Genomic DNA, 26,962 nt, shown 5'->3' with positions numbered 1-26,962 from the left:
ATCAACAATAAACGTTATTAATCCCCTTTTCTATTTCAATATCTCCCTAGAGATTACTATTTTCTGTATCTCAGAAGTTCCCTCGTAAATTTGCGTGATTTTGGCATCGCGCATGAGGCGCTCTACGTGATATTCTTTCACAAAGCCGTACCCACCATGGATTTGAACAGCCTCAACGGCCGTATCCATGGCTACTTTGGAGGCGAAAAGTTTGGCCATTGCCCCGGATTTTGAGTAATCGCGGTGGGCATCTTTATCGGCGGCAGCCTGCAGGCAAAGCAAGCGGGCTGCGTCAATATTGGTGGCCATGTCTGCCAACTTGAACTGGATGGATTGGTGCTGCGAAATAGGCACACCAAACGCTTTCCGCTCCTTAGAATACTTCAAAGACAGTTCATAGGCGCCGGAGGCGATGCCCAGGGCCTGCGAAGCAATCCCGATGCGGCCGCCGTTAAGGGTAGACATGGCAAACTTAAACCCAAAGCCATCCTCCCCGATGCGGTTCTCCTTTGGAACCTTAACGTCTGTAAACATCAAAGAGTGTGTGTCTGAGCCTCTTATGCCTAATTTATTTTCTTTTGGCCCAATCTCAAAGCCTGGCATGCCTTTTTCCACGATAAGGGCATTGATACCCTTGTGCCGCAACTCTGGATTGGTCTGCGCAATCACCAGGTATACAGAGGCAGTGCTGCCATTGGTGATCCAGTTCTTGGTGCCGTTGAGCAGGTAATGGTCACCCATGTCCACGGCGGTAGTACGCTGCATGGTGGCGTCTGACCCAGCCTCTGGCTCAGAAAGGCAGAAAGCGCCAATGATCTCGCCGGTAGCCAGGCGCGGCAGGTATTTCTGCTTCTGCTCCTCAGAGCCGTACTTCTCCAGCCCCCAGCACACCAGGGAGTTGTTCACTGACATCACCACCGAGGCAGAGGCATCTACCTTGGAGATCTCTTCCATGGCCAGCACATAGGAAACGGTGTCCATTCCGCCGCCTCCGTACTTAGGATCCACCATCATGCCCAGGAACCCCAGCTCGCCCATCTTCTTGATCTGCTCCGCCGGAAACTTTTGGTGCTCGTCACGTTCAATCACGCCCGGCAACAGTTCTGTCTGGGCGAAGTCGCGGGCAGCTTCCTGCACGGCCAAATGCTCTTCCGTTAATTTAAAGTCCATATAAGGTGTTTATTATGAATGCTATGGTGTGAGAATGATAAAACAAAAATAATGAAAAAATAGTATGCAAGCAGCCTACTCTACCCGCAAACAAAAGCTAAAGCTAACATTTGTTCGGTTTTTTGGCTATTTACTGAATAACAGCCTAAAAACGAAAAGGATGCACAAAAAAAGAGGACAGCTTCCGCTATCCTCTTTTTTACATATAATTGGTTTAAAGGTTCCTAGTCTCTACGGCCGGTAAGCATGGACGCATAGTAGAGCAAGGTAGCCAATGAACCAATGGCGGCCACCACGTACGTCATCGCGGCCCATTTCAAAGCGTCTTTGGCCATGCCGTGCTCCTGGGTAGTTACCACGCCTCTGGTGTCCATCCAGGCCAAGGCCCGCTTGCTGGCGTCAAATTCCACCGGCAGGGTGATAAAACTGAACAGGGTAGTCAAGGCGAACAGCAGCACCCCTACCGCCAATGGAATGGGTGTGGTCTGAATCATCAGCACCCCGATCAACAGAATCCATTGCATATAACGGCTGGCCACGCTCAAGGCAGGCACCATGGCCGAGCGGAACTTCAGGAACGCGTAGGCCTTGGCATGCTGCACGGCGTGCCCACACTCGTGGGCCGCCACGGCCGCTGCCGCCGCGCTACGCCCCTCGTACACCGGCTCGCTCAGGTTCACCGTCTTATCGGCGGGGTTGTAGTGGTCTGTGAGCCGGCCAGGGGTGGAGATCACGCGTACATCGGTGATTCCGTGGTCTGCCAGCATCATCTCCGCAATTTCGCGGCCACTGAGCCCAGATCTGAGGCCCAGCTTGGAGTACTTCTCAAATTTACTTTTCAATGTCCAGCTGACCAGCGCCGAGGCCAGCATCATTGCAATCATGATTATCCAAATACCGCCCATCTCTTTCTTTCTTTTAAGGTTAACTGTGTTGGTCGCTCAGGATCTTGTTCACCACCTGTGAAGTAGAGTACCCCTTCACCAACGGAATTGTTTTCACGGCACCGCCTCTGGCTTGCACTATATCATGTCCCACGATATTCTCTATGGCATAATCGTCGCCTTTCACCAGCACGTCCGGTCCTATGGCTTGGATCAACTCGCGGGGTGTTTCCTGGTCAAACAACACTATAGCATCTGTAAACCAAAAGGATGCCATAACCCTTATACGTGACATTTCGTCCTGCAATGGCCTGGACGGCCCTTTTAATCTACTGACAGATTGGTCAGTATTCAGCCCCACCACCAGTTTATCGCCTAACAGCCGCGCCCGCTCCAGGTAATCCACGTGGCCTACGTGCACAATATCAAAGCAGCCGTTGGTGAATACAATCTTCTGGCCCTGCGCCCGCCACTCTTCTACTTTGGTTAAAAGCCGGGAGAGCGACATGATTTTCTCTTCTGAAGGAAGCATAGGATGGGAAACGGTTAGATGGTACAATATAAAGGAGCAGTTCCTGGGAAAAGAACGCAGAAACCCGGCTTCTGTTTTCCAGCCGATTCAAAGAAAACGAACCGGAAACGGCTTACGCGACTTGCCTGGCGGGTTGGTCTTTGCCTTTGGTCTGGCCCAAGCCGGCCACCAGGCTGATGCCGCCCATAAACACCACCAGCAGGGCGCCCGTGGTATGGGTGATGAGGGCATAGGCCATTCCCTTGTCCAGAGGCACGGCATACAGCAGCAGAGCGGTTCTCACCAATATGTGGTACACGCCAATGCCGCCCTGCACCGGTGCCGACATTCCCAGGCCACCTACCACCAGAATGGCCATGCCCGCCTGCCAGGAAAGTCCTGAGGTACCGGGTAAAGCAAAGAAAGCCAGGTAGCTGCCCAGGTAATAGGTAAGCCAGATGAATACGGTATGGAAAATGAAAGCGCCTTTCTGCTCCATTCTCGCTACGCTAGAGATTCCCTGCCACAAGCCTCGTACAAACGCACTCAACTTCTTGAAGAAAGTGTTCTGCCGCAGTTTGGCGATGTTCCGGTACACAAACCAGATCATGGCTCCCGTCCCGAAAACGGCTACAGCCCCCAGTACATACAGCGTCTGCAGGTTCTGCTCCAGGCCGTGGAATTTTTCGGAGAAGATCTCCAAGAAGAAATCTTTGAGGCGGTCAAACTCCAGCAACAGCGTAATGCCCATGCACGAGAGCAACATCAGCAGATCTATGACCCGCTCTGTGATCACAGTACCCAGGGAAACGTTCACCGGTATGCCGGATGACCGCCTGAGCAAAGTACACCTGATGACCTCACCCGCCCGCGGCAGCACCACATTGGCCAGGTAGCCCACCATAAGGGCATGGTAGGCCTGCATGACCTTAGGCTTATACCCCAAAGGCGCATACTGCATCCGCCAGCGGATGGCGCGGCTCACGTAACCAGCCACCGAGACAAGCAAGGTAACAGCTACCCAAAAGTAGTTCGCCTGAGAAAGCTCGGCCTTTACCGCGGAGAAGTTGATACTGCGCAAGGCATAGGCCATCAAGAAAACCGATACCGCCAGCAGCAGCAGGTACTTCAGTACGTTGATGGTTTTCTTCATGCCGGGGCGGGAACTACACCAGGCGGTTATGCTGGTCTGGGAAAATAACGGTGGGCTCGTGGGTGCGGGCGTCCGCGAAATTGATCAGAGCGTAAGAGATGATGATAATGATATCCCCCACCTGCACCCGACGGGCTGCCGGGCCGTTGAGGCAAATCATACCAGAACCTCTTTCTCCTTTTATAATATAGGTCTCAAAGCGCTCGCCGTTGTTCACGTTCACGATCTGGACTTTCTCATGGGGAACCATGTTGGCCGCATCCAACAGATCTTCGTCTATGGTAATGCTTCCCACGTAGTGCAACTCGGCCTGGGTTACTTTGGCCCGGTGTATCTTGGATTTAAGAACTTCAATCTGCATCAAAACAATCTAAAAACATGCAAAGTTATAGATTATTTATGAGACAAACAGGCAGTTGACTTTTTGGTTTTAATGCAAGAATAGAATCTACAACAGCATATTATCAATGAGCCGCACCTCGCCCAGGAAAGCCGCCAGACATAGGGCCACCGGCACACCCGCTAAGATCTCTTCTAACGGCTGCAGCGTCTGCGCATGCACTACCTCCAGGTATTCCAGCCTGATTTCCGGAAAAGATGCCAAAAACGCCTCCGCCTCCTTTTTGGCTTCTGCCACCGGTTTAGACTGAAGCTGTTTTTGCAGGAGTTGCAGGGCTTCGTAGAGGTGCGGTGCAACCGCCCGCTGTTCCGGCGTGAGGCGTCGGTTACGCGAGGACATGGCCAGGCCGTCTTCTTCCCTGATGATGGGAAAACACACCAGTTCCAGGTCAAAGCTCAAATCCAGCACCAGTTGTTGGATAATGGCAAACTGCTGCAAATCTTTCTGCCCAAAGAATGCCTGGTGCGGCTTCACTAGATGGAAAAGCTTGCTTACCACCGTTGCCACGCCATTGAAGTGACCCGGACGGTGCGCGCCCTCCATTACCTGCTCCAACTCCCCAAAATCAAAAGACAACCGGGCTTTCTGCCGATACATCTCCTCTGCCGTGGGCGCAAACAGCACATCGCAGCCTTCCTGGGTCAGCATCTGGGCATCCGCCTCCAGCAGCCGGGGGTACAGGCGGTAATCCTCGGCGTTGTTGAACTGCACCGGGTTTACGAACACGCTGCAGACGGTGATATCGTTCTGGCTTTTAGCAGCCCTGATGAGCGACAGATGGCCTTCGTGCAGGGCGCCCATGGTCGGGACAAACCCAATGCGTTGGCCTTGCTGGCGCAGCATCTCGGTGTGCTGCCGGATATCAGATAAAGAGGTAAGCTGCAACATGGAGGGCTGCGGGTTTAATATTGAATTGGCAAAAGACGCCAAAGGTATGATTTTATTCAAATAAATTGAGAATCAGCTGATAATTGCTTAATTTTGCATTTCGCAATTACTATTGCCTGTTTTATTTTAATCACTCCAACCTATGTCCAAATTGAGAATCTTATACGCGGCTACTGAGATTGATCCCTTTCTGCAAACCACAAAAGTAGCGGAATTCCTGAGGATGTTGCCACAAGCGATGCAAGAGCGTGGGATGGAAGTAAGGATTTTTGTGCCTCGGTTTGGTTTGATCAACGAGCGCAAGAACCGCCTGCACGAGGTGGTTCGCCTTTCTGGCATCAATATTGCCGTTGGCGAAGAGGAAAAGCCCCTGATTATCAAGGTGGCCTCTATCCCAAATGCCAAACTCCAGGTTTATTTTATTGACAACGAAGACTATTTCCACCGCAAGTCCGTTTTGGTGGACAAAGACAATAAATTCTATCCAGACAATGATGAGCGGGCCATCTTTTTCTGCAAAGGCGTGTTAGAGACGGTGAAGAAACTGGGCTGGGCCCCAGACATTGTACACTGCAACGACTGGATGACGAGCCTGATTCCGCTGTACCTGAAGAGCACTTATAAGAATGATCCTATCTTCAAGACGGCCAAATCTGTGTTCTCGGTTTACAACAGTGAGTTCACCCACAAATTTGAGGGCGATCTGCTGGAAAAAGCCAAGATGCTGGACATTGAAGACGAGATGCTGACGAACCTGAGATCAGGTGACTTCGGTGCTTTCATCAAAATGGGCCTTCAGTATGCTGATATGGTGATCAAGTCAAACGAGGACTTCAGCGACAACCTGAATGCCATGTTTCAGGAGTATAACAGCACCAAGCAGATCAACACCATTAGCTCAGACGAAAACACCCTGGATTCTTACTTTAACTTGTATAATGAACTTGCGAATTAGTAAAGCAGCTGCTGTACTCTTTATTTTCTCTTTCTTTTTCACTGCATGCGAAGACCCAACGGCTATTGGTTTGGAGCTGCAGGAACCAGGTACCCAGATAGGCACTTCTTATACAGACACAGCTACAGTAAGAGCTTCTACTGTTTTACTGAAAGACTCTATTATTGGTTTGGGCGCGGCTCGGGTACAGGTTGGTAGAATCACTGATCCCGTATTTGGAACCGTGACAGCTAAAACGTACGCAGAGTTTGCTCCCCTGACTTTTCCTGCCAACGCTGACTCCATTGATGTAAGCAAAGGCGCTGACTCCTTGGTCATCAACCTGGACTACAACTATGCTTTCGGGGATACTACCAAGGCCATAGCCATGAATGTCCATCGTCTGACCCAGGCTTTCAGAGATGATGAGACCTATTTCATCAATGAGCCGATGGCGTACAATGAAACCCCGGTAGGGAGTGTGACCTTCAGCCCCCGGCCTAGCACTACCTATAGAAGCACCACTGATACGACCAAAACGCTGCCGCTTTTATTGAAGATCAAGATAACCGGCGCTTTCGCGAATGAGGTTCTTCAGGCTTTGGCGCAGACTTCCTCCACCCAAACGTTTGCCAACGTCATCAACGGCCTGGCTCTTGTACCCGCAAACGGTTCTGATGAGCAAGGCAGCATTGTAGGGTTCCTGCCCACTTCTGCCAACACAACGCTTACGTTGCACTACAAGTCAAAGAAAAATATAGCAAAGACTACTTCGCTGCTGTTCACTGACCGATATTACAACCATATTGAGGCAAACCGAGCCGCAACGCCACTTGCTTCTTTAACCGCCACCGGCAATACCCTGTCATCTGCCAACGCGGGAAACCGCACCTACCTTCAGGCTGGGGCCGGGCTGGTTACTAAAATAGAATTGCCTTATCTTGCTGAGTTCCGTAAGACGCAGTCCGGCGGAGAACAGAACCTGGCCATCAACAAAGCCGAACTGATTATCCCGCTGGTAACCTCCACCGTAATCACCGCCAAAGACTCCGCTCTATTGCCTCCAGTTATTACCGTGGTGGAAGCAACCACCTCTAACCGGATTGCGTTGAACGCCGGAGTACCAAGCGCCCTGTTGGCGGAAAACTCTACCGCTCCCGCTACCCTCCAGTATAGAGGGGCAAAAGGAGGCTATGTGTATGTGGTCAATATCACTAGCTATATGCAGAACCTGCTTTATAACAGAAGAACGAACAATGGCCTTATTCTACTGCCTTCCAACGTGAGCAGTTCCCTGTCAACGCCTTCTAACCTGGCACAGACTGTAAACCGGGCTATTATAGAAGCGAATCAAAGCCCCAGCGCTGAGCGCCGGATCAAGCTAAGACTCTTCTATTCAACTGCTCAATAATTATTATTTTTTATATACCCCTAGCTAAACAGTAGATTACATCACTATGTGTGGAATAGTAGCTTATGTAGGACAGAGAGAAGCCTGTCCCATTATCTTGAAAGGATTGAAGCGTTTGGAGTACCGCGGTTACGACAGTGCCGGTGTAGCTTTGTTAAACGATGGTGATCTTAAAGTTTATAAGAAAAAAGGTAAAGTCGCCGATTTAGAAGCGCATATCGGTAACCAGGACACCAGCAGTACCATTGGTATTGGCCATACCCGTTGGGCAACCCACGGCGAGCCGAACGATGCCAATGCGCACCCGCACTATTCTACCTCCAAGAAGATTGCTATTATCCATAATGGCATCATTGAGAACTACGCTTCCCTTAAAAAACACTTAATCAACAAGGGCTACGAGTTCCACAGCGATACTGACTCTGAGGTATTCGTGAACCTCATTGAAGATGTACAGAAGAACAGCAATGTTTCTCTCGCAGAAGCTGTACGTCTGGCCTTGCACGAGGTAGTAGGCGCTTACGCCATCGTGGTTATCTCCCATGATTCCCCTACTCAATTGGTAGCGGCCCGCAAAGGTAGCCCGTTGGTGATTGGTGTAGGCAAAGGTGAGTACTTCCTGGCCTCAGACGCTACTCCAATCATTGAGTACACGAATGAAGTAGTGTATCTGAATGATTTTGAGATTGCCGTAATTAAAGATGGCGTTCTGGACATCCGCACCAAAGAAGATGTGGTACAGACGCCTTACATCCAGAAACTGGAGCTGGAACTGGAAGCCATTGAAAAAGGCGGTTACCCGCACTTCATGCTGAAAGAGATTTTTGAGCAGCCTCGTTCTATCATGGACAGCATGCGCGGCCGTCTGGTGGCAGAGAACACGCAGTTGACCATGTCCAGCATCAGAGAGTATGCTACCCGTTTCAAGAACGCTGATCGTATCATCATCGTGGCGTGCGGTACTTCATGGCATGCTGGTTTGGTGGCCGAGTACATGATTGAGGAGTTTGCCCGTATCCCGGTAGAAGTAGAATATGCCTCTGAGTTCCGTTACCGGAACCCGGTAATCCGTGAGGGAGATATCGTAGTAGCGATTTCCCAATCTGGTGAGACCGCTGATACGCTTGCCGCCCTGGAACTGGCCAAATCAAAAGGCGCCATGATCTTTGGGGTGTGTAATGTGGTAGGTTCTTCTATTGCCCGGGCTACCGATGCTGGTGCCTATACCCACGCCGGTCCTGAGATTGGGGTGGCTAGTACCAAAGCTTTCACCGCCCAGGTAACGGTTCTTTCCCTTATCGCGATGATGATTGCCGAGATGCGCGGCACGATGGAGCTGACTGCTTTACGTAGCTTAATGCTAGAGATGGAGAAAATCCCGGCTAAAGTGGAGCAGGCACTTCAGTTAGACAAAGAGATCCAGGCTATTTCTGAGATCTTCAAAGACGCCACTAACTTTATATACCTAGGTCGTGGTTTCAACTTCCCGGTAGCTTTGGAAGGCGCCTTGAAACTGAAAGAGATCTCTTACATCCACGCAGAAGGATATCCGGCGGCAGAAATGAAGCACGGACCTATCGCGTTGATTGATGAGAACATGCCAGTGGTGGTAATTGCCACCAAAGACAGTTCTTACGAGAAGATTGTTTCTAACGTACAGGAAGTAAGAGCCCGTAAGGGTAGAGTGATTGCGGTGGTTACCGAAGGTGATACCGTGATCCCGCAGATGGCTGAATTCGTGATTGAGGTGCCTAACACCCACGAAGCCTTGATGCCGTTGATCTCGGTTATACCTTTACAGTTGCTGAGCTACCACATTGCGGTACTGCGCGGCTGTAACGTTGACCAGCCACGGAACCTGGCTAAGTCTGTAACTGTAGAGTAATTTTTACCCATCATAAATCTGAAAAGGGGAAGCCGTTTGGCTTCCCCTTTTTCATTTAGATTGCTTCCTTGTTTGATTGCGTATTTTGGACCTGTTTTTGTTAAAACAAGCTCAAAAACGGAGACTACTTCTAGTCCTATAAAAAGCCCACTTTAAAATCATAGGCACTAGATAAAGCACTAGGGGAACTACTCTGGGAATGATGACAAGTGCTTGATCCTAATGGTAAATGGCTGTTTATTAGCCAAGTACTTGGGATTCTCGCAGAATATCTTTTTATTAACATTAAACCATTACGCCCATTCTCCGCTCTATAGGAAAAAGCGGGTAGCTCAGGCTAAAGGCCCCGTGCTTCCTGTGCCGTTCTCACTTTGGAATGAACCAGGAAGCATGAGCAAAAGCATTTAGAAAGCACCTCGCACACGGGTTTGGCGGCAGAACAATATATCGTTAACCGTAACCTCAGCCTTGAGACAGAAAGTAATCACTTAAAATATCGGCAGTATGCACCGTATGTTTAGATATCCCGGTCAGGCGCTGGTCTTCGTCTTCTCAATTTGCCTACTTTCCTCATTTGGAAGTGCAGCGGAACCGGTGGCAAAAGTGCCCAAATTCCCCTATAAAAAGGCGGGCCTCACCGAGCGGCAGGCGGCGGCTCATTTACTTAGCCGTTTCACCTTCGGCTCCAAGCCAGGTCAGGTAGATGAGGTGGTGAAAATAGGGCTGGAGAAATGGTTTGCGCAGCAGCTCCAGGCCAATCTACCTGACCCTGAACTGGAGCAGAAGCTTGCTCCCTACCGCTCTTTGAAGATGTCAAATGAGGAGATTGTGTACTACTACCCGCAGAAAGGCCAAATCCTGAAGCTGGGAATGCAGGAAGGTGTCTTTCATATAGATTCCCTCAAGAACAGTGAACTGACCAAAGAAGGCAGAATAGCGCAAAGGGAGAAACTGGGTGCCTATATGCGGGAAAAAGGCTTCAGGCCGCAGGGGGAACTTCACAATGCGCTCTTCAATCAAAAAATCCTGCGGGCCACTTACTCGCAGAACCAATTACAGGAAATCCTGACTAGCTTCTGGTTTAACCATTTCAACGTTTCGCTCACGAACAAGAACTGCGACCTGTACCTTACCTCCTATGAGCGGGATGTGATCAGGCCTAATGTATTGGGCAAGTTCGAGACTATTTTGCTGGCCACGGCTAAATCACCTGCTATGCTGGCGTATCTGGACAATTTCAAAAGCGTAGCCGAAAAACAAAGCCTCACCCCGGAGCAGAAAAAGCGGCAGGAGCGCCAACAACTAATGCTGGAGGCCCGTCTGGCCCAAGACACCGCGCTACAGCAAAAGCAATTGGCTCAGAAAATAAAGACAGTTAAAAGAGGTGCGGGCTTGAATGAGAACTACGCCCGCGAGATCATGGAACTGCATACCCTAGGAGTAGATGGTGGTTATACCCAGCAGGATGTGACGCAGGCAGCCCGCATCTTAACTGGTTGGACCATCAACCCCGAGATGAATCATTTTAACCTGAAAAGGCCAGCTTCTGAGCAGAACCCAGACCGGGCTGCTTTGCTGGAAAAACAAGGCAGTGTGCAGGAAGGAGACTTCTTCTTCGCGGCCAATAAGCATGACCAGGGACCGAAAGTAGTGCTGGGCACCAATTTTCCGGCTAACGGCGGCTACGAAGAAGGCCTGCGGCTGATCAATTTACTAGCTCACCATCCATCAACGGCAAAGTTCATCTCCAGAAAGCTGGCTATCCGGTTCGTAAATGATACGCCGCCCCAGAGCCTAATAGACAAGATGGCCAAAACCTTTCGGGAGAAGGACGGAGACATCAAGGAGGTGTTGCTGACCATGGTCACCGCGCCCGAGTTCTGGAGCAAAGAGGCCTTGCGGGAGAAAACCAAGTCGCCGTTTGAACTGGCCATTAGTTCAGTGCGCAGCCTCAACGCTGACATTCAGGACCCCGCTCCCTTGAATGCTTGGATCACCAAAATGGGCGAGCGAATCTACTATTACCAAGCTCCTACTGGCTTCCCAGATAAAGGCACTTACTGGATCAACACCGGCTCCTTGCTCAACCGCATGAACTTTGGGCTGGCTTTGGCTTCGCAGAAGATAAAGGGCATTTCCTTTGACTTGGTAGCCCTGAACCAAAATCGGGAACCGGAAAGCGCCGAGGCAGCTTTGCTCACCTACAGCCAGTTCCTGCTGCCCGAGCGCAATCTGGAGGCCACTATCAAACGCTTAACGCCCACGCTCACTGATCCTAGTTTCGGGCAGAAGGTAGATGCAGCGGCTAATAAAAAGCCAGTGGCAATGCAGAACGAAACCCGGGTGCAAGAGGATGAGATGATGATTGAAATGCAGGAGAAAAAAGGCCAGGACGGTAAAAAGAACCAGAAGAAAGACCCTGCCATGCCGATGAACCCCAAGGCCCTGAAAGGCACCAACACACCCATGCTGGCCCAGGTGGTGGGCATCATCATTGGGTCCCCTGAGTTCCAGCGCAGATAATCTGTTTAACCCGCAAAAAAATTGAGATGACTACCAGAAGAGGATTCCTGAAATCAGGGGCGCTGGCGCTTTTCGCGGCGGGCCTGGGCGGCGTACCTAATTTTTTGGCGCAGGCGGCCAGTAGCAGCAAACTGGTGCTGCCCTACAAGAAAAACAAGATCCTGGTCTGCATCTTTCAGCGGGGTGCCATGGATGGTTTGATGGCCGTGACGCCCTTCACCGATGAATTCCTGCAGCAGGCGCGACCCGGCCTGTTCATGACTGCTGCGCAGAGTTCGGCCAATCCCTTGCTGGACCTGGACGGGCGTTTCGGGTTGCACCCGGCCATGCGGTCGTTTGAGTCCTTGTTCCGGGAGAAGCGCCTGGCCATTGTGCACGGCATGGGCTCTCCTAACCCCACCCGCTCCCACTTCGATGCGCAGGACTACATGGAAACCGGCACCCCTTTTGACAAAGGCACAGCCAGCGGATGGCTCAACCGGGCCGTGGGTTTACTGGGCCACGAGCCCACCCCGTTCCAGGCAGTCAGCCTCACGTCATCGTTGCCCCGCTCTTTCTACGGCGACCATGCCGCTATTGCCATCAGCAACCTACAGGATTTCGGGGTGCAGATGCGCGGAAACCAACAGGGTGCGGCGTTAGCCTCCAAGAACTTTGAGGATTTGTATGACCAGACCTCGTCTTCCCTGCTGAACAAAACCGGCAAAGAGAGTTTTGAGGCCGTGAAGATGCTGCAAAAGATAGATTCCAAGAACTACATTCCGGCCAACAATGCGGTCTACCCTAACTCCGGGCTGGGAAAATCACTGAAGCAGATCGCTCAGATGATCAAGATGGACGTGGGCCTGGAAGTGGCTTTCGCCGAGTCCGGTGGATGGGACACGCACTACAACCAAGGGACCTCCAACGGCACTTTCGCCCGCAACGTGAATGACCTGAGCCAAAGCATCACCGCCTTCTGGACAGACCTGGACGCCTACCAGGATGACGTGAACGTGATGACGATGACCGAGTTTGGCCGCACCGTGCACCAGAACGGCAGTAACGGCACCGACCACGGCCGAGGCTCCTGCCTATTTATCTTAGGCAACGACGTGAACGGCGGAATGGTGCACGGCCACGTGCCGCCGCTGGCCAAAGAAAATCTGGAAGACGGCCGCGACCTCCCCGTCACTACAGATTTCCGGAGTATTTTCAGCGAAGTAGCCGGAAAACACCTAAACATCAAGAATGACAAAGTCCTCTTCCCTGACTTTACCGGTGAGAAAATAGGCGTAATGCGCCAGGGCTGATTCTAAAGTTAACCACATCAACTCATAAAAACAGCAAGGGCAGCGTTACGGCTGCCCTTGCTGTTTTAAGCTGGTTTTTGGGAAACAGCCTTAAAACAAGCTAAGGATACTTCCCCCGCTGGCGCGAGCGTCCCGCTCGTGTCCGTACGCATTGCTGATAATCACTTCACCCACACCTTTGTCATCCTGCAAGGATCTTGTGGGCAAGCGGTAGTGCCGTTTCTCTAATGCCTTTCTAGTTCGCCCACAAGATCTTTCCAAGATGACAGAAGAGGAGGAGCGATAGGGCTTGAGTAGGCTGGAGAACCTTATCTCTGAAAAGCCCGACAAAGTCCTTTCTGCAATACGTGCACACGAGCGGGACGCTCGCGCCAGCGGAAGAATAGCAAAGGCTCAATAAAACCCTTCTGTTTTGAGGCTGTTTTCGCGAAAAGAGGCTGTAAACCCCTATTTGTGATTCTTCACCAATTGGTAAAGCGAGGCCAGGAACACGAAAGCCTTGTCAATAGAGCGGTGGGAATCCTCGCGAAGAGGGACTACTTCCAGAACTTCTTTGTTCACAAGTGGTTCGCCTATTAATCCGGCTAGGTTGAAATTGAGTGGGGAGTAAGCTGAGGTAAACTCCGTTAGGTTTAGATGGTTTGCGTTGAAGAACACGGTTAGTTTGTCGCCTTTGCCTTGCTGGTTGTATTGCGCCAGGCGCTCTGGTCTCTCATGCAGAAGCAAATCAATCACTAAATTCGCTTGCGGAAGCCAGGCTTTCAGTTCTGCCGGGTCTTGTAAATGCAAATAGGCTCTGTTATAGAATTTAAGGCTTACTTCTGCTTCCTGCTCTTCCGTGGCTAAAACCAATGTGTTCATATTTCTGTACCTTTAAGCCTGTAAAGATACAGATTAACCATTTTGCATATGGCAACCAACATCATAGAAAGCAAATCTGCTCCGGCCCCCATCGGCCCCTACAGTCAGGCCGTAATGGCCGGTAATACCTTGTATATCTCTGGACAGATCGCCCTGGATCAGGAAACTGGCCAATTAGTACAGGCAGATATCCAAACCGAGACGCACCAGGTCATGAAGAACCTCCAGTACATTCTGCAGGAAGCAGGCATGGACTTCAGCAACGTGGTGAAGTGCAGCATCTTCGTGAAAGACTTGGGCAACTTTGGGGCAATTAACGAGACGTACGGAAGCTATTTCACCAGCAATCCGCCGGCCCGCGAAACCGTGGAGGTAAGCCGCCTGCCCAAAGATGTGAATGTGGAGATCTCCTGCATCGCGGTTAAATTCTAATGAGTGATGGAGAGATTGAATGAATGAGAGAATGGAATTGTAATGGAGTCTACCTGATATATTTTAAGGCAGTCTTCAGGAAAACAGGCTTTAAGCAGACATCCGTCCTTTTATTCTCTCATTCATTCAATCCTTTACCTTCTCGTCAACTTCACAGTCTTCGCCTTTGGCTTTGGCCTCATTAGGGCCTGGTTCATCGTTCACGGGGGCATGCCCCACCTCCACTTCTTTGTTGATGACCCGTACCGCGTAGGTTGAAGGATAGATATCAGCTCCGTAGCGGCGGGCGTACACCAAAGTGAACTGGGCCCCGATGAAAACGATCTGCGAGGTATAAAACACCCAGGTGAGCACCACAATCACCGAGCCCGCGGCCCCATAGATACCGGCAAAGTCGCTGTTTCCTAGGTAGAGGCCAATCAATGATTTTCCCAGCGAAAAGAGGACGGCCGTGACCAGGGCCCCTATCCAAACATCGCCCCACCTGATTTTGGCATCGGGCAGAAATTTATAGATCAACGCGAACAGAAAGGTGACCACCCCCGTGGAACCCACCCAATTGACAATCCAGGTGAGTTGCAGGATAGACTCATCAATCCGGTTTGTCAGGAAAGAGGTGATGGCCACCAATGCGGTGTGCACTACCAGACTCACCAGCAGCAGGAACACAATGGCCAGAATCATAGCGAAGGATAGCAGCCGGTCCCAGAGCAGCTTCAGGTACTCGTTTCGGGGTTTGGGTTTCACGCCCCAAATCTGGTTCAGTGACTCTTGCAGGGAGACAAAAACCCCGGTGGCCCCTATAAGCAAGGTAAACACCCCCACCACAGTGGCAAAGGTAAAGTCAGCCGACTGGTTGATGTTCTCTACCATCTCCTGAATATCGTAGGCCCCTTTACTGCCCAGAAGATCACGCAGTTGCTCGTACACCCGGCCCCGCACCGCATCTTTCCCAAAGATGGCCCCGGCGGTATTGATCATGATGATCAGGATAGGCGGCAGCGCGAATATGGTATAGTAAGCCAAGGCCGCTCCTTTCTGGAACGAGTTGTTGTCCAGAAAATCCAGCCAAACCTCTACAATGATACTCCAAGCCTTCTTTAGCTTACTTTTCAGCATGTAGTTTATTTTCCTCCTTCATACGTACTAAAAGCGGCAGGTTTACAAACTTATTGGAACACAAGTGGTTTCCTAAGCAAAAGCCCTGAGAAGCAGGGAAAACCAGCCCGGAATAATTAGTAAACAGAGACGCAAGGTTTTAAGGATAAAAGCTTTACGGAAGACTTGAAATACCGTACTTTTGCACCTCGATTGAAATACCTATACAACATGGAAAGAGAAGTACGAGTACGCTTTGCCCCTAGCCCTACCGGGCCGCTGCATATTGGTGGGGTACGCACAGCGCTGTATAATTACCTTTTTGCTAAAAAAATGGGCGGTAAAATGATACTGCGCATTGAAGATACAGATCAAACCCGCTTTGTGCCCGGCGCCGAGCAATACATCTTTGACTCCTTAGAGTGGTGCGGCATTAAACTGGACGAAAGCCCGGTGCACGGCGGCCCGCACGCCCCTTACCGCCAGTCTGAGCGTAAGCCCATGTACATGGACTACGCCCTGCAACTGGTGAACGCCGGCCACGCCTATTATGCTTTTGACACTGCTGAGGAACTGGAAGAAATGCGCGAGCGCCTGAAAGCCGCTAAGGTAGCCACCCCACAGTACAACGCCATCACCCGCGCCACTATGAAGAACTCCCTCACTTTGCCGGAGGATGAGGTGAAACGCAGATTGGAGAGCGGTGACCCATATGTGATCCGTCTGAAAGTGCCCCGTAAAGAAGAAGTTCGTCTGAAAGACCTGATCAGAGGTTGGGTAATGGTGCATTCCTCGGCCATTGATGACAAAGTTTTGATGAAGTCTGACGGCATGCCAACCTATCACCTGGCTAACATCGTGGATGACCACCTGATGGGCATCACCCACGTGATCAGAGGCGAGGAGTGGTTGCCAAGTGCCCCACTGCATGTGTTGCTGTACCGCTACTTCGGGTGGGAAGACACTATGCCGGAGTTCGCACACTTACCGCTGCTATTGAAACCAGATGGCAACGGTAAACTGAGCAAGCGCGACGGTGATAAGTTAGGTTTCCCGGTATTCCCGCTGAACTGGGTAGATCCGGTGACCGGCGAGAAATCAAGCGGCTATCGAGAGGCGGGTTACCTGCCAGACGGTTTCGTGAACTTCCTGGCCTTCCTGGGCTGGAACCCGGGCACGCAGCAAGAGATCTTCTCTATGGAAGAACTCATTGAGGCCTTCAGCATTGAGCGCATCGGTAAATCCGGTACCCGTTTCGATATCCAGAAAGCCCGTTGGTACAATGAGCAATACCTGCGCGCCAAACCAGACGCAGAATTAGCCCAGTACCTGCTGGCAGCCCTGCCCGAGCAAGGCATTGAGTGCTCTGAAGAGCGCGCCGAGAAGATCGTGAGCCTGATGAAAGAGCGCGTGACCTTCCCGCAGGATTTCTGGAAAGAGGCTGCTTACTTCTTCGTGGCGCCAACGCAGTACAATGAGCAGGTAGCGGCCAAGAAATGGTCGGCTGCTGCTGCCGGAGCCTTTGAGGAATTCAGAAACGAGCTAGCTTCTCTGCCAGAGTTCAACGCTGATTCTGTAAAAGCCCTGTTGCTACAGGTTCTGGAGCGCAATGGCTTGAAAATTGGCCAGGTAATGCAGGCCTTGAGAATAGCCCTGACCGGCGTGGAAGCAGGCCCAGACCTGATGGCCATCATTGAGATCATCGGCCGGGAAGAAACTGAAAGCCGGATTGATGCCGCGTTGACCAAGCTGGCCCAGTACGCTGCTTAACGCTAATTTCTGCGCAGGCAGAGAAATGCGATACATATGATTTTGGGGCTGTTTTGCAGAAAACAGCCCCAAAATGTTTTAGGTCTAACAATAAAATCCGCCGTCATAAACAAGCATCTGGGGCTTGCTTATGACGGCGGATTCTTTTTAATTCGTTTATCCTTCTGCCAGATTTCCCGTTTGTAGTAAAAGCAACTGGCCCGGCGGCTTGCCTGGGCGTAAACTTTACTACTATGGCAAAGAAGAAAGCAGACAAGGACAAACCAGAGAATAAACCGGAGAAAAAAGCGAAGGTGCACCCTGAACTGGAGGGCTTCGAGATCAAGATCAATCCCTTGGGGGACATCACCTCTAACTTCAACATTGACCAGCTCAATTCTTTCCTGGACCGCAACGTCTCAGACAAGAAACTGGTAGGTGACCAGGGCAAGAAACGGCCGCAGGAAGAAGACGAGGAATTCCCCATTGAGGAAACCGTGGATGAGGAAGAGAACGAGGAGGATTTCTTCAAGAAAGGGACATCTTTTGATGATGAGGCCGATGATGATTTCTCTGACAAAGGGAAACCAACGGATCCTAAGCCGAAGAAAAAATAAACCTAACCTCACATATGACATCCCACGAAGTAGATTACCGCATTTACGGCTCAGACATTCAGGTACTGGAAGTAGAACTAGACCCGCAAGAAACCGTGATTGCCGAGGCCGGCGCCATGGTGTTCATGGAAGACGGCATTCAGTTTGAAACCAAGATGGGCGATGGCTCTAACCCCGCTCAGGGCTTCTTAGGCAAGCTGGTGCAGATGGGTAGCCGCGCCATTACGGGTGAGTCGCTGTTCATGACGCATTTTACCCACCGTGGGTATGGCAAAGCCAAAGTGGGCTTCTCGGCTCCTTACCCGGGCACCATCATGCCCATCAACCTGGCCGAGTTCCCGCAGGGTTTGATTGTGCAGAAAGACGGTTTCCTGGCCGCGGCGCTGGGTACCCGCATTGCCATGCACTTCAACCAGCGTCTGGGCGCAGGCTTTTTCGGGGGTGAGGGTTTTATCATGCAGCGCCTCACCGGCGATGGTCTGGCCTTCATCCACGCGGGTGGCACCGTAATTGAGCGGCACCTGCACAACGAGACCCTCCGCATTGATACTGGCTGCGTGGTGGCCTATGAAAACGGGATTGATTTCGACATTCAGCGGGCGGGCGGCTTGCGTTCCATGGTCTTCGGGGGGGAAGGTCTGTTCCTGGCTACGCTCAGAGGCACCGGCCGTGTCTGGATTCAGTCTATGCCGGTGAAGAAACTCATCCAGGCGTTGATGCCCTACGGCGGAAACGCCAACAAAGAAGGCGGTTTGCTGAGCAGCTTCCTGGAATAGCGTTTCTTTGTAGAGTTATTTTAAACGAAAAGGGAGAAGGCACATGTGTCTTCTCCCTTTTCGTTTAACCTAGGCTGCGGGCGGAAGAGGTGCCGGCACCACGTTCTTCACGGGTTTTATAGACTTCAGGTACGTAAAGATAGCCTCTATGTCTTCATCTTTCATTTTACTGTAGTGCGGCCAGGGCATGGGCGGAAGTATTTGCCGGGTATTGTCCATACCTTTGTATTTCCCTTCACGCAGCGCTTTCTTGAAGTTATCCAGGGTCCAGTTACCAATACCGGTAGGGTCTGGCGTTAGGTTCGCCGAAAAAGAGGTACCCCAGGGCCCTACTGCCGCCGTATTATTCATACTGAAAAGCACCCATCCGTTTTTTCCCGCACCTGCAGGCATAGGCGGAAGTTTTTCGGATGCCGGGTGCCCAGACAGGAACCGATCAGGGTCTGGCGTCATGGGTGGTATCTTGTCTGTGGGAGTAAGTTTGGGCGAGTGGCAATCACTGCAGGCCCCGATGGTGACCAAATACTCTCCCCGTTCTTTCAGTGCCTCCTGGCTCAAGATCGTAGGCTGCGTGGATGATTCGGTCACGGCATTGACGATCCCGGCCTCGGCAGTTTTGTTTTCCTTGGGTTTGCTCTCGCAGCTGTAGAACAAAGCGGCGACACACACAATGGCAAGAACTCTTTTCATGGCTTTAGTAAGGTTAAAGTTGGAAAGGCGAATGGTTACAGCCGCATAGAGATTCCTTTGCCGGAACTATGCTCTGAATTTCACGTGAAGAGTACTAGAAACTGTGGGGGACTTTCCTGATGAACCGTATTGGTTTCTCCGGCTACCTAGACGCCGGCACTTTGGGTCTTCTACTCCCTAACAGAAAGCCTAAGAGTAGCTTTAGAGGCGTTCTATCTGCTTAATTGGAAGAGCAATAATATTCTTTGATATACTTAGAATGGTATAAAGATAGGATTATTATGTATTTATACAAATTTTGCCTGTATAAATACTATTCATTACTACAGTAGACATGATCCTGATATTATGACCTGCCTCAAAATCAATGGCTTCTTTTGAGCCTATTTTCCTGAAATGCTAGGCAAAACACCCAGGTCAAAAAGCTAAGGTTATAAGCCCGCTATTCCAGAGCAGTTTACGGGAAAACAGGCGTTAAACGCCGATACTCACAGGTTAGCGGAAAGTTCTCCCTTTTTGACTAGGAAAGGTTATTTACTGCCAGAATCTCCTCCAGGTACTCACGGTTATTTGCAAGGCGCGGCACTTTGTGCTGGCCACCCAGTTTGCCTTTGTGCTGAAGCCAGTTCAGGAAGGCGCCGGAGGGAGCCACGGTGATGAGCGGTGCCTGCAAGGCCAGGTCTTTCTGCCGTTTGGCATCGTAGTCTGAGTTGACCTTGCGCAGCGTTTGGTCTAAGACATCGGTGAAGTGCGCTAAACTGGAAGGCTGCTGGGAGAACTCTATGACCCATTGGTGCCCGCCTTTGCTCTTGCCCTCAAAGTACACCGGCGCGGCCGTGAAGTTGGTGATGGTGGCGCCAGTGGCCTCGCAGGCCTTCGTAATAGCGGTCTCGGCATTCTCTACCACCACCTCTTCGCCGAAGGCGTTGATGAAATGCTTGGTTCTGCCCGAGATCTTGATGCGGTACGGATCCAGAGAGGTGAACTTAACGGTATCCCCTATTTTATAGCGCCACAGACCGGCATTAGTGGAAATCAGCAGGGCGTAGTTCTTACCAAGCTCCACCTGGTCTAAGGTTAGCACCTTGGGGTTTTGCTGGTCTGCTTCTTCCATGGGGATGAACTCGTAGAATACGCCGTAATCCAGCATCAGGAGCATCTCATCTTTGAGGCTGGGCTCGTCCTGTATACCGAAGAACCCTTCGGAGGCATTGTAGACCTCCAGGTAGTTCATCTTCTCGGTAGGAATCAGCTGCCGGAACAGTTCTCTATATGGACCGAAAGCCACCGCTCCGTGGGTAAACAGCTCTAGGTTAGGCCATACCTCGGTGATGTCCTTTGCGCCTGTTTCTTCTAAAATGCGGTTTAAAAGCACGTAGGTCCAGGTGGGCACGCCCGAAAGGCTGGTCACATTTTCTTTGACGGTGATCTCTACCATCTTCTCAATCTTCTCTTCCCACTTGTCCATAAGTGCCACTTTGAGTGGTGGCGTGCGCATGGCCTCGGCCCAAATAGGCAGGTTCTGCATAATCACCGCCGAGACATCGCCGCAGCGGGTTTCTGAGTTGAACTCGTTGGGATGGTGGCTGCCCCCGATGGAGAGGCCCTTACCGGAAAATATCTTCGTGTCTGGGTAGTTGTTCACGTAAATGGACAGCATGTCTTTGCCTCCTTTGTAGTGACAGTCTTCCAAGGCCTCTGGGGTAACGGGAATAAACTTACTGCGAGCATTGGTGGTACCCGATGATTTGGCAAACCATTCCACCTTGCTGGGCCATAGCACGTTTTGTTCGCCACGCATAACGCGCTCAATGCAGGGGTACAGATCTTCATAGGCGCAGACCGGCACGCGTTCCTGAAACTCGCGCACGCTCAATTTATCTGAGTAGCCGTATTTCTGTCCCCACTCGGTATTCTTGGCCGTGGAAATGAGGTTGGTGAACAATTCGTTCTGAACATCATGCGGGTACTTCCGGAAAAGGTCTATCTGATGGATCCTCTTCTTCATTACCCACGTCACAAGCGAATTGATTATCTCCACTATCTAAATGTTGATTGTTAGTTGTTGATTGTTGTTTTCCTAGCTACGTTTTCAGGTTGTCATTCGTCACTTTGATGAGGCCATTGATCAAGAGAGGCAACCGCAGTAAGCGCTGGAATATGTGCTTGTACTGTTCTTCAGAGATTAAGTTTCTAACTAGTGATGTAGCTCAGGAAACCACTTTTCCCTGTTTACCATCTTGGTTGCAGAGGGTAATTGCGTTGGAAAGAAGCCTTTCTGGTTTGCCCACAAGATCCTTTCAGGATGATAAAAGAAAGGTTTCGTTTATTAGCAACGATCAGCAATCAACTAAACCTTTCTTTTCAGCTCGAAGTGCTTACCCAGGTAAACGCGGCGCACCTGCTCATCGGCGGCGAGTTCTTCGGCGGAGCCGGCTTTCAGGATTTTGCCTTCAAACAATAGATAAGCGCGGTCTACGATGGAGAGCGTCTCGTTCACGTTGTGGTCGGTGATGAGGATGCCGATATTCTTGGTTTTTAGCTTGGCCACGATGGTCTGGATCTCCTCTACCGCAATGGGGTCTACCCCGGCAAATGGCTCATCCAGCAACACGAAAGATGGGTCTACGGCAAGAGCACGGGCGATCTCGGTACGGCGGCGCTCACCCCCGGAGAGCACCACGCCTTTGTTTTTGCGCACGTGCGTGAGCGAGAACTCCTCCAGCAGCTCCTCTACTTTCTCGCGGCGCTCCTGCTTACTCTTGCCCGTCATCTCCAGCACAGACATGATGTTCTCCTCCACCGTCAGGTCGCGGAACACCGATGCCTCCTGCGCCAGATAACCTACGCCTCTTTTGGCTCTTCGGTACATGGGCAGTTCAGTGATGTCTTCCTGGTCCAGGAAAATACGCCCGGAGTTTGGTTTCACCAGCCCTACAATCATGTAGAAAGAGGTGGTTTTTCCGGCGCCGTTAGGGCCCAGCAGCCCTACAATCTCTCCTTGGTTTACTTCCACACTCACATCGTTAACTACCGTGCGAGACTTGTATTTTTTGAACAGGTTTTCAGAACGTAAAATCATTGCCTTAAAATTAAGGAATAAACCGCAGATGTGGTACGGTAACGCAAAAGAGCTGCAGCTACGTACGCAGGAACCACAATGTTCCACTCAGGATTATGAATTTTCAAACAAAGTGATTGACCCATAGGGATATTCCTTGCGCAAGCTGTCATTTAGCTGTAACTTATACCTCTTCTTTCACCCATGCGTTTTCCATCTATGTTTTCCTTCCTGAGGAAAGTTGCCCGTCACGCCGGAGTGGCGGCGGCCTTGTTTACTTTCTGCGTGGCCCTGCTGAGTGCCGGCAACGATCCTGTGTCGTTTCTGCATGGCATTGACGTGTCAAGGTACCAGCGTGAGGTGAACTGGGAGCATGTGAAAGACTCCAATATCAACTTCGCCTTTGTGAAAGCCACTGAGGGCGATTTCATGAAAGACCCTTACTTTGACCGCAACTGGGAGCTCAGCCGCCAGCACGGCATCAAACGCGGTGCCTACCATTACTACCAGCCTTGGGTGAGCGTTGAAAAGCAAGTTGCACACTTCAAAAACACCGTTACCCTCCTACCCGGCGATCTGGCCCCAGTGCTGGATGTGGAAGCTTACGCCAGCGACATCCCCGATGCCCAGATGCGCAGTGGTATCCGCCAGTGGCTCACCGAGGTTGAGAAGCATTACGGCGTGAAACCCATCATCTACAGCTATCAGAAGTTCTATGACAGCAAGCTCCGGGGCTACTTCCCGGGTTATCATTTCTGGATCGCCCGGTACCAGAACGCCGAGCCTTCCATCCACCCCGGTGACAAGATGGCTTTCTGGCAGTATTCAGAAAAAGGCATCGTAAGAGGCATTGACGCTCCCGTAGACGTAAACTGGTTCTACGGTGATTTAGAAGCTTTAAGTGCTTACTGCGTGCCTGCTACCAAGGCTGTTCCTGCTCCAGCCACTACTCAGGTAATGGCCCAATCCAACTAGTTTTAGCACTCTTTTCCTGAAATCAGGGCTAAAACAGAACCGTCTATTTCTGGCCCAAACCAGCCCTAAGCTTTCGCCTGATACCGCAGCAAGGGCACCTTTTTAGTCTTTGTAGCGCGAAGGGCCTGAACCCCGCTCACGCAATATCCTTCCGGATCTCAGGTTTTTCGGGTTGATTCCTTTTTATCTAACCTCGAACAGATCTCAAGGCTTGTAGTCTTCCCATAGAAAAGCCCATCCTCTTCTCACAAAGGATGGGCTTTTGGGCTGTTTTCAGGAAATCGCCTTGAAAGCGGGTTATTTCATTGTAGTAGGCTGCGCGGTGACAGGAGTAGTTGGTTGCTGACCAGGCGTTGGCGTGGTAGTGGCCGGTTCCTCAATCAACTCCAGGCCGTACTCTTTGCCTTTCACCAGCGTTGGTACGCCTTTCTTCATCCAGGCGGGTTCCGGGGCACCTTTGAGGTAATGGTCAAAGAACTGCGACATGCGCACCGAGAGGTCTTTGCGGTTCTTGCGCTGCACCAGGTTATGGGCCTCGCCGTTGTAGACTAGGAGCCAAACCGGCTTGTTCAGGCGGCGCAGGGCCATGAACATCTCAATGCCCTGGTACCACGGAACAGCCCCGTCATTGTCGTTGGCCATCATCATGAGCGGCGTCTCCACCTTCGGCACAAAGAACAGCGGTGAGTTCTCAATATACTGCAGGGGTTTCTCCCACAGCGTCCCGCCTATGCGGCTCTGGGTGCGCTCGTACTGGAACTGGCGGCTCATGCCTGTCTCCCACCGGATTCCGCCGTAGGCGCTGGTCATGTTGCTCACGGGCGCTCCGGCCATGGCGGCTTTGAACATGTTGGTACGCGTCACCAGATAGGCCACCTGGTACCCGCCCCAGCTCTGCCCCTGCAAAGCCATCTTCTTCTCATCTACGAATCCTTTGGCTACCAGGCTCTGCACACCCGGAATGATGCTGTGGTAAGCGCTCTCGCCGGGGTAGCCGTCTTTGTAGATAATATCGGGCACAAACACCAGGTAGCCCTGGCTCACAAACAGCGGGATGTTGATGGTAGAGGCACTGGGAGCTGGCGCGCGGTAATTGTGCAGGGTCTCGGCGTTGCGTTCATAGAAATACACCAGCATCGGGTATTTCTTTTTCGGGTCGAAGTTCTCTGGTTTGAACAGCAGGCCTTCCAATGGCACGCCATCGTCTGAGCGCCAGTTGACTAGTTCCACGTTGCCCCACAGGTACTCACTCTGCTGCGGGTTGGCGTTGCTGATCTTTTGCGGTGCATTGAAGCTGGTATTAGTCACCCATACATCTGAATACTCCTTGAAGCTGGCTCTCCGAAAGATGAGGCGATCGCTGTCTTTGGCTTTGCGCACGCCCGTGAAGCTGTACGGCTCCATCAGGATTTTCTGCGGCGCACCGGCTTTGGTCACATAATCAGTGTAGAAGCCGGCGTCTTTGGTTTTCAGGTCCAAGGCGCGCAGCAGCAGTTTCTCTTCTGAAGGCACCACCCGTTGACTGGGGTTCAGGCTCACGTAGCGCAACTGCAGGTTATTTTGCCGTCCGTAACCATCGGTGATGTTCATGGCAGCGGCTTTGCCGGTGGGGTCCAGGCGCCAAACGTCATAGCGGTCGTTCACCAGCAGGTACTGGTCGTCTTTGGTCCAGCCGGTGAGGCCGTACTCCTCCGGCAGAGTGGGCATGTCGTTCTGCTCATCGTAGAAAGCCACTTTCAGCTTTTTGGTCAGGTTCACCGGGGTGCCGCCTTTCACGGGCATCGCTTTCCAGGAACTGTCCGATGGCTCGTACCAGTACAGGTACTTGCCGCCCGGCGATAACCTGGGTGTGCCGCGGGTGTCTTTCACGGCTAGTTTGCGGCTGCCGTCTTTCAGGTCAATGAGCCAGGCATCCTGCCGCGAAGGAGTGTCATAGCCCACGCTCAGGAGATAGTTCACACTGCTACTACCTACAGCTACATCGGCGGTACGCCCAGGGTTTAAAGAAACATCGGGAATCTCCAATGTTGCCAATTGCACCATCTTTTTGCTTTTGAGGTCATACAGGGCCAGGAACGAGCGTTTCTGCTCGCGCTCCAGCTGTTTCAACTGCATGGGCTGAATCAAGGGGTCACGATAGGTCCAGACATCTAAGCTCACTTTGTCTTCGTCCAGCTTGGTGGTGTCTTTCTCGTACTGCGTCGGCCTTGGGAACGTCCCGAAGAACAGGCGGTCGCCTTTGTCTGAGAAACCCAGCTGTGCGTGCTCGCTCACCATCCACTTGGCCGGCATGCCTTTGTAAGCGGTATCAGCGAGGACGCGGGTTTTGTTATCCTTAGCAACCCAGTGCAACAGCTGGAAGTACCGGAGGTCTTTGCCGGTACTGTCTTTGCTGGAGACGAAGGCCAGTTGCTCACCGGCTTTGTCTGTTACCAAGTTCTTGTAAGTCACGCGGCCGCTGTCTACCGGCATGGCTTTCCGCGCCGAGGTATTGAAGACGTGCAGACTGCTCTTGCTCTTGGCGTTCTTACCGGCCTGCACGAAGAACAAGCGGTTGCCTTTGTCTGAGAACAGGAAATCAGTCACGCGGTCAAAGCGGTACTCCTGGCCCGTAGGCAGGTGACGCAGCACCAGCTCAGTGGCGTCTTCTTTCTTGCCACCGCCATTTGCAGGGGCTTTGCTGGCAGCCGGAGCTGCGGTTTTGGTAGTGTCTTTGGCTCCTCCTTTGGTGGCCAGGGGTGCCTCCATTTGGTAAGCCAGCCACTCGCCGCTCTGCTTGGGCAGTTTGTAGGATTTCACCCGCGCCAGGTACTGCGTGTTTCCTTTGCCCAAGTCCAGAATAGCCAGGGAATCCTTGGGCATTTCCTCGGGCTTCTTTTTCTTCAGTTTGGCCTGACGGGTGGCGGCGTAGGCAGGCTTGATCTGGAAAATGGCGAAGCGGCTGTCTGAAGTGAAGGCACTGCGGTATCCGCGGGGGAAAGTCTTGCCGGAGTTCTGGCTCAGGTCTCTCAGGTGCAGCACCCCGTCGCCTTCCTGCGGATTCACGGCGTAGAGCAGGTATTTCCCGTCGTTAGAGAGCGAGTCCCCTTCCACGCTTTTCCATGAGTCATAGACCTCATGGGTCAATACTTTTTTGGCGGGCGTCTGCGCCTGTGCCGTCAAAGCACCCGCGCTCAGCAAGAGTCCCGCCAAAAGAATTCTGGGTTTCATCATCAATAGAGCTTGTTTGTGTAGGATGGAAATCTAAAAATACACCATCTGCCCCTCAGATGCGAACTTATCCACCCCTAAATGCTGCTTCTAATGTGTTTTAGGGAAAATAGACTTAGAACGATAACCCACCCCTACACCTCCGAGGAGGGGATTTCCACATGTGTCAGGAGGAAGTCGTGCCGCAGTTTGGGTTATTGGTGATAACACCAACAATGACGGGGTTCTCCGTCGGAAGTACAGCCTGCTCAAAAGACCTCGCAGCGTTCGAAGGTCCTGCGAGCGTCTGCGCCAATGGCAGGAAATGTAGGGGCAATCCCTTGTGGTTGCCCTAACCGGTAGCCCGTATAGTTAAGATGTGTTATGACAATAAGCTACAAGACGGAACGATCAGGCAGACCATCCGTCGTGTGAAGCATTGGGAACGGCCAAGGGCAACCAC

22 protein-coding genes are annotated in these 26,962 nt (G+C 51.7%); 10 read left to right on the top strand and 12 right to left on the bottom strand.

The annotated features are described in order from the left end of the window. Window positions 1-30 precede the first annotated feature (30 nt). The 6 genes from J3P35_RS02385 to panC all read right to left on the bottom strand — a co-directional run bounded on the left by J3P35_RS02385 (window position 31) and on the right by panC (window position 5,006). Window positions 31-1,170, bottom strand: a complete 1,140-nt coding sequence (locus tag J3P35_RS02385; RefSeq protein ID WP_210462695.1) for an acyl-CoA dehydrogenase — start codon at window positions 1,168-1,170, stop codon at window positions 31-33. A gap of 224 nt (window positions 1,171-1,394) precedes the next feature. Beyond that, window positions 1,395-2,054 carry a zinc metallopeptidase gene (locus J3P35_RS02380; protein ID WP_210462693.1) on the bottom strand — a complete coding sequence of 220 codons (660 nt, stop codon included), beginning with the start codon at window positions 2,052-2,054 and terminating at the stop codon, window positions 1,395-1,397. A gap of 40 nt (window positions 2,055-2,094) precedes the next feature. Next, window positions 2,095-2,586, bottom strand: a complete 492-nt coding sequence (gene rfaE2 / locus J3P35_RS02375) for a D-glycero-beta-D-manno-heptose 1-phosphate adenylyltransferase (protein WP_210462691.1) — start codon at window positions 2,584-2,586, stop codon at window positions 2,095-2,097. Between the two features lie 112 nt (window positions 2,587-2,698). After that, window positions 2,699-3,718 carry a lysylphosphatidylglycerol synthase transmembrane domain-containing protein gene (locus J3P35_RS02370; protein WP_210462689.1) on the bottom strand — a complete coding sequence of 340 codons (1,020 nt, stop codon included), beginning with the start codon at window positions 3,716-3,718 and terminating at the stop codon, window positions 2,699-2,701. Window positions 3,719-3,731: 13 nt separating this feature from the next. Next, the gene (panD, locus tag J3P35_RS02365; RefSeq protein WP_210462687.1) at window positions 3,732-4,079 is read right to left on the bottom strand and encodes an aspartate 1-decarboxylase; all 348 of its coding nucleotides are present in this window, start codon (window positions 4,077-4,079) and stop codon (window positions 3,732-3,734) included. Between the two features lie 87 nt (window positions 4,080-4,166). After that, window positions 4,167-5,006, bottom strand: coding sequence for a pantoate--beta-alanine ligase (gene panC / locus J3P35_RS02360; protein ID WP_210462685.1), 840 nt, complete (start codon window positions 5,004-5,006; stop codon window positions 4,167-4,169). Window positions 5,007-5,148: 142 nt separating this feature from the next. Here panC and J3P35_RS02355 point away from each other — a divergent pair, with 142 nt between their 5' ends. The 5 genes from J3P35_RS02355 (at window position 5,149) to J3P35_RS02335 (ending at window position 13,051) form a co-directional block, all read left to right on the top strand. Further along, window positions 5,149-5,961, top strand: coding sequence for a glycogen/starch synthase (locus tag J3P35_RS02355; protein WP_210462683.1), 813 nt, complete (start codon window positions 5,149-5,151; stop codon window positions 5,959-5,961). Then, window positions 5,945-7,351, top strand: coding sequence for a DUF4270 family protein (locus tag J3P35_RS02350; protein ID WP_210462681.1), 1,407 nt, complete (start codon window positions 5,945-5,947; stop codon window positions 7,349-7,351). Before J3P35_RS02355 ends, J3P35_RS02350 begins: the two co-directional genes overlap by 17 nt. Window positions 7,352-7,397: 46 nt before the next feature. Continuing rightward, window positions 7,398-9,236, top strand: coding sequence for a glutamine--fructose-6-phosphate transaminase (isomerizing) (glmS, locus tag J3P35_RS02345; RefSeq protein ID WP_210462679.1), 1,839 nt, complete (start codon window positions 7,398-7,400; stop codon window positions 9,234-9,236). Between the two features lie 513 nt (window positions 9,237-9,749). Then, window positions 9,750-11,759 carry a DUF1800 domain-containing protein gene (locus J3P35_RS02340; RefSeq protein ID WP_210462676.1) on the top strand — a complete coding sequence of 670 codons (2,010 nt, stop codon included), beginning with the start codon at window positions 9,750-9,752 and terminating at the stop codon, window positions 11,757-11,759. 26 nt (window positions 11,760-11,785) lie between these two features. Continuing rightward, a complete protein-coding gene (locus tag J3P35_RS02335) occupies window positions 11,786-13,051 on the top strand; it encodes a DUF1501 domain-containing protein (RefSeq protein WP_210462674.1) in 1,266 nt (421 codons plus the stop codon). A gap of 447 nt (window positions 13,052-13,498) precedes the next feature. On the opposite strand, the gene J3P35_RS02330 is transcribed toward J3P35_RS02335, so the two are convergent. Next, entirely contained in the window at window positions 13,499-13,912 is a 414-nt protein-coding gene (locus J3P35_RS02330) for a hypothetical protein (RefSeq protein WP_210462672.1), read from the bottom strand. Between the two features lie 48 nt (window positions 13,913-13,960). Between J3P35_RS02330 and J3P35_RS02325 the strand changes: the two genes are divergently transcribed. Continuing rightward, on the top strand, window positions 13,961-14,344 hold the full coding sequence (locus tag J3P35_RS02325) for a RidA family protein (RefSeq protein ID WP_210462670.1): 384 nt from the start codon (window positions 13,961-13,963) through the stop codon (window positions 14,342-14,344). A 126-nt stretch (window positions 14,345-14,470) separates the two neighbouring features. Here the strand turns inward: J3P35_RS02325 and J3P35_RS02320 are convergent, their stop codons facing one another. Beyond that, window positions 14,471-15,463 (bottom strand): YihY/virulence factor BrkB family protein, encoded by a 993-nt coding sequence (locus tag J3P35_RS02320; RefSeq protein WP_210462668.1) that lies wholly within the window; start codon window positions 15,461-15,463, stop codon window positions 14,471-14,473. A gap of 210 nt (window positions 15,464-15,673) precedes the next feature. Here J3P35_RS02320 and gltX point away from each other — a divergent pair, with 210 nt between their 5' ends. The 3 genes from gltX to J3P35_RS02305 all read left to right on the top strand — a co-directional run bounded on the left by gltX (window position 15,674) and on the right by J3P35_RS02305 (window position 18,584). Further along, window positions 15,674-17,212, top strand: a complete 1,539-nt coding sequence (gene gltX / locus J3P35_RS02315) for a glutamate--tRNA ligase (RefSeq protein ID WP_210462666.1) — start codon at window positions 15,674-15,676, stop codon at window positions 17,210-17,212. A gap of 233 nt (window positions 17,213-17,445) precedes the next feature. Then, the gene (locus J3P35_RS02310; RefSeq protein WP_210462663.1) at window positions 17,446-17,808 is read left to right on the top strand and encodes a hypothetical protein; all 363 of its coding nucleotides are present in this window, start codon (window positions 17,446-17,448) and stop codon (window positions 17,806-17,808) included. 14 nt (window positions 17,809-17,822) lie between these two features. Beyond that, complete coding sequence (locus tag J3P35_RS02305; protein WP_210462661.1) at window positions 17,823-18,584, top strand: TIGR00266 family protein; 762 nt, start codon at window positions 17,823-17,825, stop codon at window positions 18,582-18,584. Window positions 18,585-18,653: 69 nt separating this feature from the next. On the opposite strand, the gene J3P35_RS02300 is transcribed toward J3P35_RS02305, so the two are convergent. The 3 genes from J3P35_RS02300 to lptB all read right to left on the bottom strand — a co-directional run bounded on the left by J3P35_RS02300 (window position 18,654) and on the right by lptB (window position 22,356). Continuing rightward, the gene (locus J3P35_RS02300) at window positions 18,654-19,274 is read right to left on the bottom strand and encodes a c-type cytochrome (RefSeq protein WP_210462659.1); all 621 of its coding nucleotides are present in this window, start codon (window positions 19,272-19,274) and stop codon (window positions 18,654-18,656) included. Between the two features lie 520 nt (window positions 19,275-19,794). Beyond that, window positions 19,795-21,282, bottom strand: a complete 1,488-nt coding sequence (locus J3P35_RS02295) for a GH3 auxin-responsive promoter family protein (protein WP_210462657.1) — start codon at window positions 21,280-21,282, stop codon at window positions 19,795-19,797. 342 nt (window positions 21,283-21,624) lie between these two features. Continuing rightward, window positions 21,625-22,356 (bottom strand): LPS export ABC transporter ATP-binding protein, encoded by a 732-nt coding sequence (lptB, locus tag J3P35_RS02290; protein ID WP_210462655.1) that lies wholly within the window; start codon window positions 22,354-22,356, stop codon window positions 21,625-21,627. 183 nt (window positions 22,357-22,539) lie between these two features. On the opposite strand from lptB, the gene J3P35_RS02285 reads away from it, so the two are divergent. Further along, window positions 22,540-23,310 carry a glycoside hydrolase family 25 protein gene (locus J3P35_RS02285; RefSeq protein WP_210462653.1) on the top strand — a complete coding sequence of 257 codons (771 nt, stop codon included), beginning with the start codon at window positions 22,540-22,542 and terminating at the stop codon, window positions 23,308-23,310. Window positions 23,311-23,607: 297 nt separating this feature from the next. Here the strand turns inward: J3P35_RS02285 and J3P35_RS02280 are convergent, their stop codons facing one another. Beyond that, entirely contained in the window at window positions 23,608-26,523 is a 2,916-nt protein-coding gene (locus tag J3P35_RS02280) for a S9 family peptidase (protein WP_246849911.1), read from the bottom strand. Window positions 26,524-26,962: the final 439 nt, after the last annotated feature.

It is taken from the genome of Rufibacter roseolus, from assembly GCF_017916365.1.
Classification (GTDB): Bacteria; Bacteroidota; Bacteroidia; order Cytophagales; family Hymenobacteraceae; genus Nibribacter; species Nibribacter roseolus.
The sequence above is the reverse complement of the archived record's forward strand: the minus strand, read 5'-3'. Positions and strand labels throughout refer to the sequence as shown.

Coding starts and splice junctions, on each gene's coding strand:
- J3P35_RS02385 (WP_210462695.1), bottom strand. CDS start 1,170: ATGGACTTTAAATTAACGGAAGAGCATTTGGCCGTGCAGGAAGCTGCC.
- J3P35_RS02380 (WP_210462693.1), bottom strand. CDS start 2,054: ATGATTGCAATGATGCTGGCCTCGGCGCTGGTCAGCTGGACATTGAAA.
- rfaE2 (WP_210462691.1), bottom strand. CDS start 2,586: ATGCTTCCTTCAGAAGAGAAAATCATGTCGCTCTCCCGGCTTTTAACC.
- J3P35_RS02370 (WP_210462689.1), bottom strand. CDS start 3,718: ATGAAGAAAACCATCAACGTACTGAAGTACCTGCTGCTGCTGGCGGTA.
- panD (WP_210462687.1), bottom strand. CDS start 4,079: ATGCAGATTGAAGTTCTTAAATCCAAGATACACCGGGCCAAAGTAACC.
- panC (WP_210462685.1), bottom strand. CDS start 5,006: ATGTTGCAGCTTACCTCTTTATCTGATATCCGGCAGCACACCGAGATG.
- J3P35_RS02355 (WP_210462683.1), top strand. CDS start 5,149: ATGTCCAAATTGAGAATCTTATACGCGGCTACTGAGATTGATCCCTTT.
- J3P35_RS02350 (WP_210462681.1), top strand. CDS start 5,945: ATGAACTTGCGAATTAGTAAAGCAGCTGCTGTACTCTTTATTTTCTCT.
- glmS (WP_210462679.1), top strand. CDS start 7,398: ATGTGTGGAATAGTAGCTTATGTAGGACAGAGAGAAGCCTGTCCCATT.
- J3P35_RS02340 (WP_210462676.1), top strand. CDS start 9,750: ATGTTTAGATATCCCGGTCAGGCGCTGGTCTTCGTCTTCTCAATTTGC.
- J3P35_RS02335 (WP_210462674.1), top strand. CDS start 11,786: ATGACTACCAGAAGAGGATTCCTGAAATCAGGGGCGCTGGCGCTTTTC.
- J3P35_RS02330 (WP_210462672.1), bottom strand. CDS start 13,912: ATGAACACATTGGTTTTAGCCACGGAAGAGCAGGAAGCAGAAGTAAGC.
- J3P35_RS02325 (WP_210462670.1), top strand. CDS start 13,961: ATGGCAACCAACATCATAGAAAGCAAATCTGCTCCGGCCCCCATCGGC.
- J3P35_RS02320 (WP_210462668.1), bottom strand. CDS start 15,463: ATGCTGAAAAGTAAGCTAAAGAAGGCTTGGAGTATCATTGTAGAGGTT.
- gltX (WP_210462666.1), top strand. CDS start 15,674: ATGGAAAGAGAAGTACGAGTACGCTTTGCCCCTAGCCCTACCGGGCCG.
- J3P35_RS02310 (WP_210462663.1), top strand. CDS start 17,446: ATGGCAAAGAAGAAAGCAGACAAGGACAAACCAGAGAATAAACCGGAG.
- J3P35_RS02305 (WP_210462661.1), top strand. CDS start 17,823: ATGACATCCCACGAAGTAGATTACCGCATTTACGGCTCAGACATTCAG.
- J3P35_RS02300 (WP_210462659.1), bottom strand. CDS start 19,274: ATGAAAAGAGTTCTTGCCATTGTGTGTGTCGCCGCTTTGTTCTACAGC.
- J3P35_RS02295 (WP_210462657.1), bottom strand. CDS start 21,282: ATGAAGAAGAGGATCCATCAGATAGACCTTTTCCGGAAGTACCCGCAT.
- lptB (WP_210462655.1), bottom strand. CDS start 22,356: ATGATTTTACGTTCTGAAAACCTGTTCAAAAAATACAAGTCTCGCACG.
- J3P35_RS02285 (WP_210462653.1), top strand. CDS start 22,540: ATGCGTTTTCCATCTATGTTTTCCTTCCTGAGGAAAGTTGCCCGTCAC.
- J3P35_RS02280 (WP_246849911.1), bottom strand. CDS start 26,523: ATGATGAAACCCAGAATTCTTTTGGCGGGACTCTTGCTGAGCGCGGGT.